The organism is Siphonobacter curvatus (assembly GCF_002943425.1).
Lineage (GTDB): Bacteria > Bacteroidota > Bacteroidia > Cytophagales > Spirosomataceae > Siphonobacter > Siphonobacter curvatus.
Map to the genome: position 1 here is coordinate 1207863 of NZ_PTRA01000001.1, position 15857 is coordinate 1223719.

Annotated in this window: 15 protein-coding genes and 1 tRNA gene; 9 read left to right on the forward strand and 7 right to left on the reverse strand. The window is 48.2% G+C overall.

Features of this window, described 5'->3' with window-relative positions:
* Positions 1-74: 74 nt before the first annotated feature.
* From C5O19_RS04835 to C5O19_RS04855, 5 genes are all read left to right on the forward strand, one after another.
* Positions 75-548 carry a septal ring lytic transglycosylase RlpA family protein gene (locus C5O19_RS04835; RefSeq protein WP_104710152.1) on the forward strand — a complete coding sequence of 158 codons (474 nt, stop codon included), beginning with the start codon at positions 75-77 and terminating at the stop codon, positions 546-548.
* 82 nt (positions 549-630) lie between these two features.
* Positions 631-1062 carry a hypothetical protein gene (locus C5O19_RS04840; RefSeq protein WP_104710153.1) on the forward strand — a complete coding sequence of 144 codons (432 nt, stop codon included), beginning with the start codon at positions 631-633 and terminating at the stop codon, positions 1060-1062.
* A gap of 78 nt (positions 1063-1140) precedes the next feature.
* Positions 1141-2988, forward strand: a complete 1848-nt coding sequence (locus tag C5O19_RS04845; RefSeq protein ID WP_104713896.1) for a sialidase/neuraminidase family protein — start codon at positions 1141-1143, stop codon at positions 2986-2988.
* Positions 2989-3335: 347 nt separating this feature from the next.
* Positions 3336-5879, forward strand: coding sequence for a TonB-dependent receptor (locus tag C5O19_RS04850; protein WP_243406327.1), 2544 nt, complete (start codon positions 3336-3338; stop codon positions 5877-5879).
* 208 nt (positions 5880-6087) lie between these two features.
* The gene (locus tag C5O19_RS04855; RefSeq protein ID WP_104710155.1) at positions 6088-6363 is read left to right on the forward strand and encodes a hypothetical protein; all 276 of its coding nucleotides are present in this window, start codon (positions 6088-6090) and stop codon (positions 6361-6363) included.
* A gap of 153 nt (positions 6364-6516) precedes the next feature.
* Here the strand turns inward: C5O19_RS04855 and C5O19_RS04860 are convergent, their stop codons facing one another.
* Both C5O19_RS04860 and C5O19_RS04865 read right to left on the reverse strand, forming a co-directional pair.
* Positions 6517-7077 carry a PepSY-like domain-containing protein gene (locus C5O19_RS04860; RefSeq protein ID WP_104710156.1) on the reverse strand — a complete coding sequence of 187 codons (561 nt, stop codon included), beginning with the start codon at positions 7075-7077 and terminating at the stop codon, positions 6517-6519.
* Positions 7078-7461: 384 nt separating this feature from the next.
* Positions 7462-8217, reverse strand: a complete 756-nt coding sequence (locus tag C5O19_RS04865) for a LytR/AlgR family response regulator transcription factor (protein ID WP_104710157.1) — start codon at positions 8215-8217, stop codon at positions 7462-7464.
* A gap of 149 nt (positions 8218-8366) precedes the next feature.
* Between C5O19_RS04865 and C5O19_RS04870 the strand changes: the two genes are divergently transcribed.
* A complete protein-coding gene (locus C5O19_RS04870) occupies positions 8367-9002 on the forward strand; it encodes a hypothetical protein (protein ID WP_104710158.1) in 636 nt (211 codons plus the stop codon).
* 165 nt (positions 9003-9167) lie between these two features.
* Here C5O19_RS04870 and C5O19_RS04875 read toward each other — a convergent pair whose 3' ends face one another.
* Entirely contained in the window at positions 9168-9542 is a 375-nt protein-coding gene (locus C5O19_RS04875; protein ID WP_094810483.1) for a winged helix-turn-helix transcriptional regulator, read from the reverse strand.
* Between the two features lie 105 nt (positions 9543-9647).
* Here C5O19_RS04875 and C5O19_RS04880 point away from each other — a divergent pair, with 105 nt between their 5' ends.
* The 3 genes from C5O19_RS04880 to C5O19_RS04890 all read left to right on the forward strand — a co-directional run bounded on the left by C5O19_RS04880 (position 9648) and on the right by C5O19_RS04890 (position 12046).
* Entirely contained in the window at positions 9648-10214 is a 567-nt protein-coding gene (locus C5O19_RS04880; RefSeq protein WP_104710159.1) for an NAD(P)H-dependent oxidoreductase, read from the forward strand.
* 94 nt (positions 10215-10308) lie between these two features.
* Positions 10309-10746: an aminoglycoside 6'-N-acetyltransferase gene (gene aac(6'), locus C5O19_RS04885; protein ID WP_104710160.1), complete on the forward strand. Its 438-nt coding sequence runs from the start codon at positions 10309-10311 to the stop codon at positions 10744-10746.
* Between the two features lie 343 nt (positions 10747-11089).
* Positions 11090-12046: a sugar phosphate isomerase/epimerase family protein gene (locus C5O19_RS04890; protein ID WP_104710161.1), complete on the forward strand. Its 957-nt coding sequence runs from the start codon at positions 11090-11092 to the stop codon at positions 12044-12046.
* A 528-nt stretch (positions 12047-12574) separates the two neighbouring features.
* Here the strand turns inward: C5O19_RS04890 and C5O19_RS04895 are convergent.
* From C5O19_RS04895 to C5O19_RS04910, 4 genes are all read right to left on the reverse strand, one after another.
* On the reverse strand, positions 12575-13657 hold the full coding sequence (locus tag C5O19_RS04895) for a PDDEXK nuclease domain-containing protein (protein WP_104710162.1): 1083 nt from the start codon (positions 13655-13657) through the stop codon (positions 12575-12577).
* Between the two features lie 247 nt (positions 13658-13904).
* On the reverse strand, positions 13905-14342 hold the full coding sequence (locus C5O19_RS04900) for a helix-turn-helix domain-containing protein (protein ID WP_104710163.1): 438 nt from the start codon (positions 14340-14342) through the stop codon (positions 13905-13907).
* A 247-nt stretch (positions 14343-14589) separates the two neighbouring features.
* A tRNA-Glu gene (locus C5O19_RS04905) sits at positions 14590-14661 on the reverse strand.
* Between the two features lie 297 nt (positions 14662-14958).
* Positions 14959-15783, reverse strand: coding sequence for an SDR family NAD(P)-dependent oxidoreductase (locus C5O19_RS04910; protein ID WP_104710164.1), 825 nt, complete (start codon positions 15781-15783; stop codon positions 14959-14961).
* Positions 15784-15857 lie beyond the last annotated feature (74 nt).

Consider the following 15857-nt stretch of genomic DNA (forward strand, 5'->3'; position numbering starts at 1 on the left):
TAGACCTACGATTTAATTTGGCAGTTTGGACGATTGCGTTCATTTTTGTGCTGCTTACCGAATCCATATACCCCATGAATGTACCCGTATTGAAGATTTCGGCTCTTTTGAGTTGTTTGACTTTCTGCAAAGCAAAAGCACAGAGTATCAAAGAATTAACGGGTTTGGCCTCTATTTATCATTCCAAATTTGAGGGAAAAAAGACGGCAGCTGGCGAATTATTCAACCAGACGTTCCTCACAGCGGCCCACCGTAGTTTACCGTTTAATTCACTCGTTGAAGTAATTAATCCGCTCACTCAGAAGTCCATCATCGTTCGAATTAATGATCGGGGCCCTTATGGACATCATCGCCTGATTGATATTTCGGAAACTGGAGCCCGCCTGCTGGGTTTTTTAGGCAAGGGGGTAGGTGAAGTAAAGCTGCGAATTTTACGTTGGGGCGGGGCCACGTCTCCCAAACCACTGGCTGACCTTGATCCACAAGTGACGTACTTTGCCGCGGATTCCTTACTGCGGCGTAAAACGGATCTTCGGATTCATCACTAGATTAAATCTCTCCAATCTCGGCACTATTTTTTCCAAAGCCGTTTCGGGTTTTGTACCTTCGCACAGACTAATCACAACGAGTATGGATGAGACGCTTCACCCGCTTTCCTGGCTATCCGGCCTGGTTTGGGGTAAATCCGAGGAAGAGTCCTCCGTCGAGGACGCGGTAGTATATCTGTATCGAGTGGGGGAGAAAAAAGCTTTTTTCCGCCGCTTTAAAGTATGGATCAACGGCAAATACATTGGTAAACTCGATAGCTGGGGTAGCATGGCTCTTAAACTGGAGCCGGGTACCGTCCGTATCGAAACGGCTTTGAGTGGACTAACGCTAGTACCCCGGCTGCGGCAGGAGGTCACGCTGGATGTACTGCCCGGTTGTGAGTATTACATTGAAGGCAATCACCGGTCCGGTATCCTCCGGGGTTCGCTTAGTTTGAGTGAAGTGACCGAACCAACGTTCCGTAAATACGCCGACCAGCTCAAAAACATTGGCTGGCGGAAACTGAAGAATTAATACAGGCCCTGTCCATGAGACAGGGCTTTTTTCTTGCCCTTCGAGTATGTACGCCGGCATCTGTTCTTATTTTGGCGTATGAAATCAAATTCCTTTTGGCTCGGGCTGGCCTTTTTTCAGGTACTCAATGGCTACGCCCAGACGGGTAGTCCGCAGGAACCCGTCCGGTATATCGGTGGCGAAACCATCGATCCTACGCTTCACGAAGGTCGTCTACGGTACGCCATTGGTACCGAAAACCGACAAACCCTGCGGGCCAACCGTACCCACCCCGAAACCGCCGACGACCACGGCTGGACGTACAACCACGCCTCGAATCTCTGTTACTGGAACGGCACGTTCTACCAGCAATACCTGAGCAATCCCGTGGATGAACACGTGGCTCCGGGCCAAACGCTGGTCATGACTTCCAAAGACGGTCGGCACTGGAATAAACCTCAGGTGGTGTTTCCGCCGTATCAGGCTCCGGCGGGCGTCAAAATTCCGGAAGAGTACAAGGGCTACATGATGCACCAGCGAATGGGTTTCTACGTAGCTCCGAATGGTCGGTTGCTGGTGCTGGCTTTCTACGGTCATACCGAAGATCCCTTCGGAAAAGGAGGAATCGGACGGGTGGTACGCGAAGCCTACAAAGACGGAACCTACGGACCCATTTATTTCATTCGCTACACCAGTCACGCTAATTGGAATGAATCCAATACGAGTTATCCGTTCTATAAAAAAGCAACGGATGCGGCTTTTGTAAAAGCCTGCGACGATCTGCTGAAGAATCCGCTCATGACCTTTCAGTGGTACGACGAAGACAATGGTCTCGACGGCTTTTATAACCACAAAAAGGCTGGACAAGCCCTGTCGTATTACCACCGCAAAGACGGAAAAGTGGTCGCTCTCTGGAAGAAGTCACTCACGGCTCTTTCCTCGGATGAAGGCAAGACGTTCTCCCAACCCGTGAAAGTCCCCACGCTGGTTATGTCCGGCGGGAAGCAATGGGGGCAGCGGACGGATGATGGCCGCTACGCCCTGAGTTACAATCCCATCGAACAAACGCAGTACCGCTTTCCATTAGTCGTGGTGACAGGCGACGACGGGATTCTGTTTGATCACATGCTACTGATTCAGGGAGAATTACCGCCCCGACGGTATACCGGTCGCTGGAAGGATTTCGGTCCCTGTTACATGCGGGGCATCGAAGAAGGGAATGGAAACCCGCCGGGGAATGACCTGTGGATGAGTTACAGCATGAACAAGGAAGATATCTGGGTTAGTCGGACGCCCGTACCCGTCACGTACCGCGTAAAAGGTACGGTAAAAGACAATTTTGATGCGTTAGAAACCGAAGGGGCCATTCCTGATTGGAACATTTACGCTCCGAAATGGGCTCCGGTATCAGTAGTCGAAACGCCCGGGAAATCGGGCAAAAGTCTCTTGCTGGCAGACCAGGATTTGTACGATTACGCCCGGGCCATCCGGGTATTTGAAGAAGGAACCCAGGTAACGACAAAACTGAAGGTATACGCCGATCCAGCCAATACGGGTATGCTGGACATCGACCTGACCGATCAATATGGGAACCGACCCGTACGGATTCGCTTTAATGAAAAAAATCAGCTTATGGCTACGGATGGCAGTACGGAGAAAGTACTACAATCCTACGAAAAAGGTCGCTGGTATGAGCTGGAAGTCCAGACGAAAGCAATGCCGGATGGACACTATTCGGTGAAAGTCAACGGCAAAACCGTACTGGAAAAAGCTCAGCTGGCCGAAGCGGTTAAATCCATTGAACGTTTATCGCTTCGGACCGGACCCTACCGAAATCTACCCAACCGACAAACGCCCAACGAAACCAATGACCCGCCTTTACCAAATGCGGATATTCCTACGTCACCCACGCGGTTCTATCTTGATGAGGTGGTGATTGGAAAGTAGTTAGGCAGTTAGGAACGCGTAGGTACTGACTACTTATGGGTGCAGGATTCCAAGCCTACACCCATAAGTAGTCAGTACCTTTCAGCATAAGTCGTATTTAAAGATTACAATTTTCTTCATAAAGTCTACTAAAACTATATACTATATCTTTTATTTCATTAGTTTTGCCACCGCAACTTTCAAAAGCCATCTATGATTCCAAGAGTCGTCCCTTATTGTTGAAACCTTCCTGACTTTCAATAGCGGATTTCTTCTAGAAGTTACCGTGATTTTAACCCATTTGTAGTATAAACCATACATCTGTCCCAAGACGTTTCTTTCGCTTGTACATGAGAACCACTACCATAATGCTTATGGTCAGCTTGTTGCTGACTGCTTTTTCAGGAAAAGCTCAGGATCAACCCATTATTAATGCTACCGTTTCCGGAATTGTACTGGATGCGTCTTCCGGCGACCCGCTGGTGGGGGCCACCGTCGTTATCAAGGGAACGACCAACGGAGCCAGTACGGACGCCAATGGTCAGTTCAACCTCCGGACCGGACAAAAGCTGCCCTTCACGCTCATCGTATCCTTTGTGGGGTATGCCAAAAAAGAAGTAGTCGTTAATGACAAACAGGTGACGATCAACCTGGATCCCACTTCTAACAAACTCGACGACGTGATTATTTCCTCCCGTCGCCGTCAGGAGTCGGCTCAGGAAGTACCCATCCCCATTTCCGTCATTCAGGGTTCCCGGGCTGAAGACGCGGGAGCTTTCAATGTCAACCGACTGAAAGAACTGGTACCTACTGTGCAATTGTACGTATCCAATGCCCGGAATACCACGCTGAACATTCGAGGATTGGGCTCCACCTTTGGACTCACCAACGACGGTATTGACCCCGGCGTAGGGTTCTACGTCGATGGTGTATACTATGCCCGTCCGGCGGCTACGGCTCTGGATTTTATTGACATTGATCGGATTGAAGTATTACGTGGTCCCCAGGGAACGCTCTTTGGAAAAAACACCACGGCGGGAGCGTTTAACATTTCGACCCGGGCCGCCAGCTTCACGCCCGGAGCTAACTTCGAATTAAGCTACGGTAACTACGGGTTTATCCAAGCGAAAGGATCACTGACGGGACCATTGGGTAAAAAACTGGCCGCTCGTCTTTCGTTTACGGGTACGCAACGGGATGGATTATTTTACAACGTGCATACGCAATTGCCCATCAACGACATCAATAACATTGGCGTTCGCGGACAGTTTTTGTACACACCGAGCGACAACGTAAAAATCACCCTGATTGGCGACGTGTCCAATCAAAAACCGAACGGCTACGGTTGGCCCGTGGCAGGTGTCGTCCCTACGCAGCGGGCTGCATACCGGCAGTTCAACGCGATTATTGCTGATTTAGGCTATAAGCTACCTTACCAGAGTGCCTTTGAACGAAAACTGGATCTGGATACGCCTTCCAAAGCCGACAACCAACTGGGCGGCGTATCAGTGAATGCGGATATCAAGATTGGGAACGGAACGCTGACGGCTACTTCCGCGTGGCGGTACTGGAAATGGACGCCGCTGAACGACCGGGATTACATTGGTTTGCCCGTATTCACGATTTCTTCCGGTAACTCGGTCCACGATCAGTGGTCGCAGGAGGTTCGGTATTCGGGTAAAATTTCTTCTAAAATCAGTGGCGTCGTTGGAGTATTCGGACTCTGGCAGGATTTGAAATCCGATCCGGTACAAACGGAAGAGGCGGGTTCAGCCCAGTGGCGTTTCGCTCAGAGTACCACCAGTGCTTTATGGAAAACGCCGGGCTTGTTCGATAACTTCGGTATTCGCACCAATAACCGCATCCGTAGTACCAGTTTGGCCGTATTTGCTCAGGCAGATTGGGCCATTACCGAAAAACTACACTTCTTACCCGGTGTACGTTATAACTACGACAAGAAAGTGGTGGACTACGACCGCAAGACCTACGGTGGCCTGCAAACGACCGATGCGGCTCTGTTAGCTCTGAAGCGACTGGTATATACCGATCAATCTTTCCACACGGATTATGATCAGGGTAATTTCTCCGGACAACTCTCGCTTCAGTACAAAGCGACCAATAAGATCAACGCTTATGCTACGTACTCCATCGGTTACAAGCCCATCGGTGTGAACGTGGGTGGATTACCCACGGCCAATGGCGTAACCCTGATTGACCTGGCGAATGTAAAACCCGAATACGTGGCTCATAAGGAACTGGGCATTAAAACCCGACCTTCGGCTAATTCCATTCTAAACCTGACCGTATACCGCTCGGACATCGACGATTTCCAGACGCAGGTACAAACGCCGGAACCGGGTGTAAACCGGGGGTATCTGGCCAATGCCGAAAAAGTGCGGGTACAGGGTGTGGAGCTGGACGGAAGCCTGCGTTTTACGAACCTGAATTTTAACGCGGCAGTAGCCTATACCGATGGCAAGTACGTACGGTTTACAAACGCTCCCGTACCCTTGGAGGAAGTCGGAGGAGCCCAGGCCTTTAAGGATATTTCAGGCGGTGAATTACCGGGTATTTCCAAGTGGTCGGGGTCGGTTGGGGGAGAAGCCCATACCAATGGCAACCTACTGGGACTGAAAGGCAATTACTTCCTGGGCCTGGATGTGTTCTATCGCTCGAAATTTTCATCCAGTCCGTCGCCCTCGCAGTACCTGAACATAGAAGGCTACTCACTGACGAACGGCCGGGCCGGTTTCCGGGCCTCCAATGGCTTGAGCTTCTTCGCTTGGGCACGCAACATCTTCAATAAGAACTACTACGAAATGTTACTGGCAGCTCCGGGTAGCTACGGCCAATACGCCGGAATCGTGGGCGATCAGCGGATGTATGGGGTAACGATTCGGTATACGTATTAATCGACTTAGTTATTTGAATAGCAAAAAGGTAATCGTAGCGAACTGCGATTACCTTTTTGCGTTGTTAGAGTGGATGATAAAACTTAAAATAGTATCAGGGAAGATGATACAGAAACAAATTATAAATTGACTCAATTAAAAATTTTAGTCACGATTGGCTTCTGAACCTTGAAAAATTTAATCACAATAAAATCTGACTCCTTTAAAAATGGTAAATCAAAATTTGGGCCGCGATAAAAACATTGTTAGAATTTCAAACCTATCTGAATTTATAGATCAGTTTGAAGGAGGTAAAGAGTACTATTATCCGCCTTTTCATATTCTATCTGTTTTAGAAAAGGAAGTACTCTTCAGTCAAAATCCTTCTGGTACAATTACAATAAACTATAGTCCTGAAGGATTCGTGATGTTTGACTTAAGGGAAAAAGAAGAGAGAGATAACGTATGGATATTTACTTTCGAATTTACAGGGACAGCATCTTAAAGGGTCATTGGTAATATTTTCTAGTTATTGTCATTGTTGGTCGAAGCATTATCAAAAATGAAAGAAACTTTTCAATACTTCCTGATCATGACATATTGATCATGGCCAGGAAGTATTAGGAAATAAAGAATAATAATCAGTCAGTTTCAACCCTTACTTACGTTCGCGATGCCCTTTTCCTTTCGGTGGCGTCTGTTCTTCCTTGAAACTACCCGAAGCGTCAAAGACCAGAACCTTCACGGTATCACTGGTGCTGATCGCAACGAAATACGTTCCATCCGCGTTTTTACCCGCTTTTTTGATGGTCGCTGCCGCGTAATTTGTGGAGATGTACGTCGTGATCGTTGCAGGCAGGTCAGCCGTGGTTACGGGTGTTAGCTGGGCCCGTTTGCCATAGTGTTCCAGCAGTTTCGTGAAGGTGCCACTGGGGTCAAAAAGCAGGCCTTTCGGCTGACCGTCCAACACAATACCCACGACGTATGTCCCGCTCGCGTCCGTTCCGGCAAAGGCGATGGCGGCTTTCGGATAGTTAGTCGAAAGGTAGGTCAGAATAGCGGCGGGCAATGCCGTCGAATCGATGGCTGTTAATTTGCCTTTACAGTGCTTCGACGTTACTGAATCGATTTGGGCAGCGTAGCGGGCTGCAGTTGCGGTGACGGCATCGGTAGCCGTTTCCTCCGCTGTGGAAGAAACGTCCTCCCGCTGACAACTCAACAGGAGATTGCGAATAAGATGTAAACCAATTGAACCATACTACGGCTTATCCTAGCGGCCAGTTAGGATCGTTTATGAACGCGTTCAAGAAATAGTACGCAGAACCCCGTAGCCGTGTGGCAACTAGTAGTATTTTATTTCAAACCCGCCGATTGAGTAATAGAAAATACCGGGATAGGAAGAAAAAAAGTGCGTAGAAAATGGGAAAGCCTTTGAGTCAATAGGGTATTAAATTCGATTTACGAACGAGTACTTGCAGCAATTTGCAGGAGAAAAAAGCTGGATGATGCAATGAATCACTGACCGCCATTGAAAGTATCAACCGTCATCATTGGTGCATAGCGAAGCGTCACTAACAACTCACCGTACTGCTAATATTACCCGCTACTTCATCACGCCCAATTCCGTCAGTTGCTCACTTACATACCGTTTATAAACCTTCCCGATCTTCAGGCTTTTTCCGCCGATAGTCAGGCTGTCGGATTCGAGCGTTTCGAGGTGGGCGGTATTGATTAAGTGCGATCGACTGATGCGTATAAAGGTCGGTTTGGGTAACCGCTCTTCGGCTTCTTTCATCGTCAGGCGGGTCACGTGCGTTTTTCGGACGGTGATGATCTTTACGTAGTTTTCCAGACTTTCCAGATACTTGATTTCACCGTAGGGAATGACTACTCTCTCCCCATTGACCAGGCAACTCAATTCCCCTGTATTTCCTAAAGAGAGTGGTTCAGACAGCACAGGTTGGGTTACGGCTGGGGTTGGTAACGTACTTCGGTAAAACGCGTAAATCCCGAAGCCCGCCAGCGTATGTACCCAGAAGCTAAGGATGAGCGGCAGTGCGTAATCTACCCGAAACTGTAGTTTCAGAATCGTGTACATACTCACCGTATTGAGGCCCATGATCAGTAACGTCCACAACAGGTATTCGCGTTTGCGTTGCTGCAAATACAGTCGTTCGTAGAGGATTCGATTATGAAAAACCAGCCAGGCGTATAGACCAAGTAGAAAGAGATAGGGCAGATATTGATTCGTACCGCTTCGCTCCTGGATGTAATACCGATCCGACACGTAATGCACGCCCAGCAAGGCCAGCAGTCCCAACAGGTTACGAACCAGAACCGAACGTAAAACTTTCTTCATAGGGGCAATTTACGAGCAGAACGGGTGCCTGCGAAAGGAAACAGTGACGAAAGAACTTGGTCACTAGCGAAATCATCTGGTCACCAAGGACGGGGAAGGAACCGAAAAGTACGACAGATTTGAGCTTCACCATTCAAAACGGACGTTTTATGCCCATCCTCCATCTCATTAATCTCATCATTCACGTTTGCTTCGGCCTGATTGCCCTGGGCCTCGGATTGCTGGCTCTAGTGGTTCCAAAAGAGCGGGGGGCTCATACGCGGTTGGGTCGCTGGTTTCTGTACACCATCAGCGTGGTGGTAGGTACGGGCCTGCTCGGTGCGGTGTTTTTTCGGGCCAGTCCATTTCTGGTCATGTTGACCTTGCTGGCGGGCTACGTCAGCTATGCGGGTTGGCGGGCGGTCAAACTCCGCGAAAACCGCAGTTCCCGGCAGGACGTAGTCTGGGCCCTGATCGCTCTTACTTCGGGTATCTGTTTCCTGTGGATTGCCAAGTCCTCCGATGCTAGCTGGAATCCGGCCGTAACGTATTCGACCTTCGGGGCCTTGTCGCTGGTGACTACGTACGATGTCGTCAAACATTACTGGCTGCACGAACGACTCAAAGGCGGTTGGCTGTACGAGCACATCTATAAAATGTTTTCGGCATTCAGTGCGTTGCTGTCCGCTTTTTCGGGAAATGCGTTACCGCAATTCAAGCCCTATAGCCAGCTCGGACCGTCGGTGTTGGGTCTGATCCTCATGGTCTGGTTCATGAGTCGGCAGTCGAAGCGTAAGATGGTTTGAGGTGCGGATTGAAGAGGCGTCATTCGTTAGGAGTACGCCTTTTGTCATTGCACTCGTGGGGCGAGTACGCAACCTGCGAACGGAACGTTTGTTGCACTGGGCCTTCGAAAGCGTGCGGCTTTCAATCATTCCAAGTATAATTAGTAGTCACGTCCCCCCATAGATTTAGGACCGATACACCACTTCACCTTTTTCCTTCAAAATGAAATTTCCCCAGGCCGTAACCGCATCCAGTACCGGAATGAAGGTTTTCCCAAAATCCGTGAGCTGATAGATGACTTTGATGGGCGGTTTCTCGCCGTAGACAGCTCGGGATACCAGCCCGTCTTTTTCCAGTTGCTTGAGTTGCAGACTCAGCGTCATCTCCGTGATGTCGGGCATTTCCCGGCGTAGTTCGCTGTACCGTTTACTCGTCTCTTTGAGGTGATACAGAATCACCGTCTTCCACTTGCCGCCGACCAGATCCATCGCTAGGCTGACTGTACAGGGGTATTCTCTTCCGTTAAGTTTCACCGCATCACCGGCACATTCTGCTTGCATCTTGGGTCTCCGATTTTGATCTATCCATCTGGATAGTTATTGCAAAGCTAGGTTACTCAAAATAGTTTTGCAACTATCATTTTTAGAGTACTAAACGCAAAATGTATGGCCTTAGTGATTTTGGGACACCCGAACTTTTCTTCGTCCCTTGCCAACAAAACGATCATCGAAGAACTGCTGAAGAGTAGTCTGGAGCTGGAAGTAAGAAACCTGCAGGATTTGTACCCGGACTACCAAATCGACGTAAAAGCGGAACAGGCGGCTTTACTTCGCCATCAGGCCGTCGTTTTTCAGTATCCAGTCTATTGGTACAACATGCCCGCTATTCTCAAGCACTGGTTCGATACCGTTTTTGAGTATCAGTTTGCCTACGGCTCCAAGGGCGATAAACTCCAAGGGAAAAACTTTCTCCCAAGCTTCACCGTCGGCGGTCCCGAGGAGGAGTATCATACCAAAGGAGAGCACCATTTTCGCGTCTATGAATTCTGGAAAAACCTGGAACAAACGGCCTATTACGCGGGAATGAATTATCTGGAGCCGATTTACTTTCATGGAACGTCATTGAATGCGGGATTTACGGAGGAGGAGGTTAAGGAAAAGGCGAGAGGGCATGCGAGGCGGTTGATGGGGCGGTTGAGGGAATTGGAGAGTCAAGTAAAACAACATAGTTAGGTGTCAGACTGCTAGCATTGCTGTAGGGAGGGTAATGTACGCTTGACCTTGCCAAGTTTAACTCCTACCTTGGCAAGGCCATAAAAAACCACCCATGCCAATCGAACCCCTCTCTTCCCAAACCCTCCCCGCATTAGTAACCCTCGTCCTGGCCTTGTGGCCGGAATGCTCGTTTGAGGAAGAGTGGGAGAGTTACCAGCGGTTGCTTACGGCCAGGGACGAAGTTTGTTATCTGGCGAAAGAAGGACCGGACTACATTGGTTTCATACATCTGACCCTGCGGACGGATTACGTCGAGGGAGCTTCGCACTCGCCGGTGGCTTACGTGGAAGGCCTGTATGTGAAGCCGGAATTTCAGCACCAGGGCATCGGGCGGTTGCTGATGCGGGCGGGAGAGGACTGGGCTCGGGAAAACAAATGCCTGGAAGTGGCTTCGGATACGGAGCTGGATAATACGGAAAGTCTGGCCTTTCACCAGAAGCTGGGGTTTGAAGAAGCAAACCGAATCGTCTGTCTAATCAAACGGTTATAAAGTGGTTTGCAGCCTTTCCTGCGTATAGGTGTTAGCGTAGATATTTATGGGTCAATCTGACTCCTTTGCCTTACTTGGGTTCGTTCGCTGATTCAGTGAATAGCTTGTATCTATTTATGGATTTTTCGAGCCTATTTCCACGGGGAGATGACGCCGCGTAGTACCTGAATTCGTACCCTGAATTTAGGCGAATGATATACGTTGATTAAGCCTCACCTAAGTATGGGTTTATGCTTGGCAACGTAGAATAGATATTCTGAAATTTATATAACTTGTTTACGCACAGCAACGAATCCCCTCTATCCACTAAAAACTATCAGTTAAAGACAAAACCTCTACAACTATGAAAAACGCATCCAATCGCCGGGACTGGCTCCGGAAAACGGCCCTGTTTGGCTCGGCCGTGCTAGTCGGGCAAAATCGGGAATCGCTTCCGGTTACTGCGACCGCTCCAGCCGTGGTTCGTCGCATTCCGATTAGCGTTTCGACGTACTCGTATTGGCATTTTCAGGAGCAGAAGTATCCCATTGAGAAAGTCATTGAGGATGCTTCCCGAATCGGGTTTGACGGCGTCGAGATTCTGCATCGTCAGATGACTGATGAAACGATTGCCTATCAGAATAAACTCAAGCGAATGGCCTTTGACAATGGCTTATCGCTGCCGCTCCTGTCCATCCACCAGAGTTTCGTCGATCCCGATCCGGCCAAACGCAAAAAAGACATCGAGCATACCGAGCGGTGCATCAACCTGGCCGTGCAGATGGGCATTCCCTGCGTACGTATGAACACGGGGAGCTGGCGGACCGTCAAACGCGATGCGGCTTATTATAGAGATGGGGTAGAGCCGCCCATCAAAGGTTATACCGACGATGACGCGATCAAATGGTGTATCGAAGGCATGCAGGAATGTCTGAAAATAGCCGAAAAAGCGGGCGTGGTACTTGCTATCGAAAATCACTGGGGCCTTTCCTCTAACATCGATTACCTGTTACGAATATACGAACCCCTGAAAGCTTCGCCCGCCATGGGCATGAACGTGGATACGGGTAACTTCGTGGGTGAACCGTACGCTCAGTTAGAACGCATCGCTCCGTACGCGACCATCGTGCAGGCCAAAACTTACTACGGCGGCGGCCATTACTATGATAAGGAGCTGGATTACACCCGCATCGGAAAGATCCTGCAAAAAGCTAATTTCAACGGATTCGTATCACTGGAAATGGAAGGGAAGGAAGACCCCCGAACGGCGGTACCTAAAAGTCTGGAATTACTGCGGAAAGCTTTTACGTTTACGACTTAGGGAAGACTTCATATAAAAAGAGGTGAATAATACAGTACCCCATAAAGTGTTTGGCCTTATGGGGTACTTTTATATTAAAAAATATGCAGCCAGCATAGTTAGTTTTATATCTGAGCTAAGATTCGTTGGACAGATGTTGAAAGAACGGATCCGATAAATAGAGCAGTTTACAGCCAAGGCATAAACACTAATTTAGAGAGGCAATGGTTTTACCTTCACAAGTAGCATGGTTAGGAAGGGCTATGAGTTAAAACAGACAAGCGGATTTGGTCACTAAGCTCTATGTGTCTGATATATCAAGAGAACAGCTACTATTTTTATCGGGAGCCTGTTTACGTTTGTAACTTGAGTAAAGATTTATTCATTAACCGTAAGCTACTGTTTGATCTATCATCAAAGCTATCGCTTGTAGTGCAACCGTTGAATCTTTTATTTTAAACTTGATTAGACGCCTATAGAAAGCTACTAAAACAGTCATGAAGAACTCTCAATCTATTTTGAATCCGCCGCAACTTAAAAAGAGAACCGTTAGTTACTATCATTCAAGATTGCCTCAAAGAGCTTATGCAGATTCTTCTGTAACAGTGTCTTGTCAGGCAACTGGGTTCTGTACTCTGAGACTAAGGCGGGGGAAAGGTTTCGGCTAAGAGCGTACTCAACTACCTCCACATCTTTGTCCTTGCAGAGTAGGATACCGATACTGGGGTTTTCGTTCGCCTTTCTTACGTCTCTGTCCAAGGCTTCCAAGTAAAAGTTCAACTGGCCCAAGTGCTCCGGCCGAAATTTGTCCGCCTTCAGCTCGATAGCCACCAAGCACTGGAGTCCCCGGTGATAGAACAATAGGTCCACGAAGAAGTCGCTGTTGCCGACCTGGAGCTTATACTCTTCGCCCATAAAGAGAAAGTCCCCGCCTAGCTCCAGAATAAAGCTTTTCATCTGGTTAATAAGCGCCTTTTGTAGGACTCCCTCACTGTGAGGCTCCGGCAGGTTGAGAAACTCAAATACATAGCTGTCTTTGAAAACATCCGTTACATCCTGCTGCAAAACCTTCAGCGACTGGTGTTGACTTTCCCTTGCTAGCATTACACGTTCATAAACGCTGCTATTAATCTGTCGTTCAAGCTGCTTGACGCTATATTTTTCTTTGATACACAGACGAAGGTAGAACACACGCTCCTCTTCACTTTTCGCCCTAGATAGAAGCACCAAATGGTGTGTCCAACTTACCTTGGCTAGTATACTGTCCCGAATATCCTTCCGATCTAATTGTGTCATTGCCGATGACACAATTTCTGTTGTTTTTTCTTCAGACTTTTTAGCTGGTTGAATCTGCGCTGGTAATAGGTTGCTGGCGGCATAAGTATTATAGAACTGCTTCATGCGGTAGAGTCCCCTACGGTTGAAGCCCTTGAGCTCAGGGTGGTTCCTAGTGATGTATCGGGCTAGCTCGTCTACCATCTTCTCTCCCCATTTGGCACTAGCAATCCTCCTGCTGATATATTCCCCTACCTGCCAATAAAGATTGATCAGCTCAGTGTTAACTGCTTGCAGCGCTGTCTGTCTTGCCTGTTGTATGAGGGCGATTATTTCGGAAAACTCATCCTGTAACATGAAATGGTATATGGTGAGCAGTTAGGGGATTAGAGCTTCTTGCCTTAAACGGCTGAAGTAATACAAGAGGAGGTAGCCCCGTAAGTAGAGCGCTTGTTTTGTATTGAACAGCTTTTAACACTAGAGGTTAATGTAAGTCTACAGAGCTTAGTATCGGCATAATCTTGTAAAGAATCTGCCATAATCAAAGCGTTAATTTCTAACATCCTCATGTTAAAGCGAAGTCACCAGCATTTTACAAATACAGTTAGTCTCTCCTTTGCTTAAGCAGGATCTGTATCTTCTCCCGCTCACTTTCTAACAGGCGCTCAAGCAGGGCCACTTTCTCATCGTAGAGCTCGACGATTTTCTCTATTGGATTGAAGGAAGGATTATAGTTAATGTAATGTCCCTGCAGGGTTGCCGAGTTATCGTTATTGTTAAAAGTGTTAGAGATGATGTTGATAGCAAAGTCCTCGTCAAAGTTCTTGATCGCCTCCTCGGATACGTTAAGCGCCTTGGCCACCTGGCTAAGAACTTCCGGTTCAATGGCTTCCTTGTTTTCCAGCAGCGACACGCGTTTCTGACTCCAGTTGTCGCCTAGCTCGTGAGCCAATGCCTCCTGCTTGATACCCAGCATTTCGCGGAAGCGCTTGACGTTACGTCCCTGATGTACTCTTCTCGGTTTCTCGTTGGCTATTTCCATGGCTCGTTGGTTTTGCAGAGTAAATATAGCCACTTCCTATTTAACTCACATCTCTCTAGCGTAAGGTCAGCCTTTTAAGCCGGAATAAATTATACCGTACAGCTTCTAAAATAGAAGTCTTGCGAAAGAAGGAGATGAAAAGTTCTTAAAGCTTGCCATCGCTAATTTAAAATGCAAATGCTCGGAAGCTATAAAAACAGAAAACCCGAAGCTAGTGGCTTCGGGCTGGTCAATATTCTGTTATCTGTAGTCCGTACGGGAATCGAACCCGTGTTTTATCCGTGAAAGGGATACGTCCTAACCCCTAGACGAACGGACCATTTTGCATCGTTATTCGGTTCATTTTAGCTATTTTGCTATCCTCTTCCGTTTAACGAGGTGCAAAGATAAGTAAATAAATGAGGCGAACGCAAGTCTTTTTGCCCCTTTACTGCTAATTTTTTTACAGAATAAGTCTTGTCTCAACTGGGCTATAACCTATTGATTTGATAACCAGTTACTTCATCGGTATCATCGCCATACGTACCCTTCGAAAAAAAGCAAGGGGCGTTCGATTTGAAAGCGAGAAGCCGTCGTTAGCGATTAGAAATTACGTTCGTCCCGATTACGTAAGCATTTAATGACCGTGAGCGGCAATACTTACCTCTTTCCAGGCTTCAATGTCTTTGAGACGTTGAGTATACACCTGATGCATGCCATAGTAGGCCATTTTACCCAGCAACAGTCGTTGCGGTGGATTCGGATTGTCGACGATACTTAGAATCGGTTGTACCGTCGCTTCGGGTTTACCCCAGGTATCCGCACTTTCACTGGAATTACTAAAGGCTTCCCGTACCGGAGCGTAGTCGGCAATGTCGCTGGAGGTTTGGATAGCTGAGGCACCCGCCCAGTCAGTAGCGTAGCCGTTGGGTTCGATCAGTGTAGTCTTAATACCCAGATGAGCTACTTCCGAGCCAATGGTTTCGATTAATCCTTCTACCGCAAATTTGGAGGCATTGTACAGGCCCAGCATCGGCAAGGTTGTCAGACCCAGAAAGCTGGAAACCTGAATCAGGTGGCCGCTTTTCTGCTTCCGGAACACGGGCAATACGGCTTGAGCAACCCACAGTGAGCCAAAGAAGTTGGTTTCCATTTGCAATCTGGCCTGGGCTTCAGTAGTTTCTTCCGTTGTTCCGAAAAGCCCGTAGCCCGCGTTGTTGATCAGTACATCGATCCGGCCAAAGTGCTGCTCGATTTTCTGCACGATAGTATGGACTTCTTCCCGGTTATTGACATCGAGGGTGAGGGGTAAAATATTCTCGCCGTAGGTGCTCACCAAATCGTTGAGGGCTTCGGTATTGCGGGCCGTAGCGGCTACTTTATCGCCGCGTTTGAGGAAGGCTTCTGCCCATAATTTGCCAAATCCTTTAGATGCTCCGGTAATAAAAATGACTTTCGACATGATCGTGCGTTGTTTTGTAAAATCTGATTAGGCTTGAGTGCCTTTTGACGTTACAAAGGTAGGGGGACGCATAC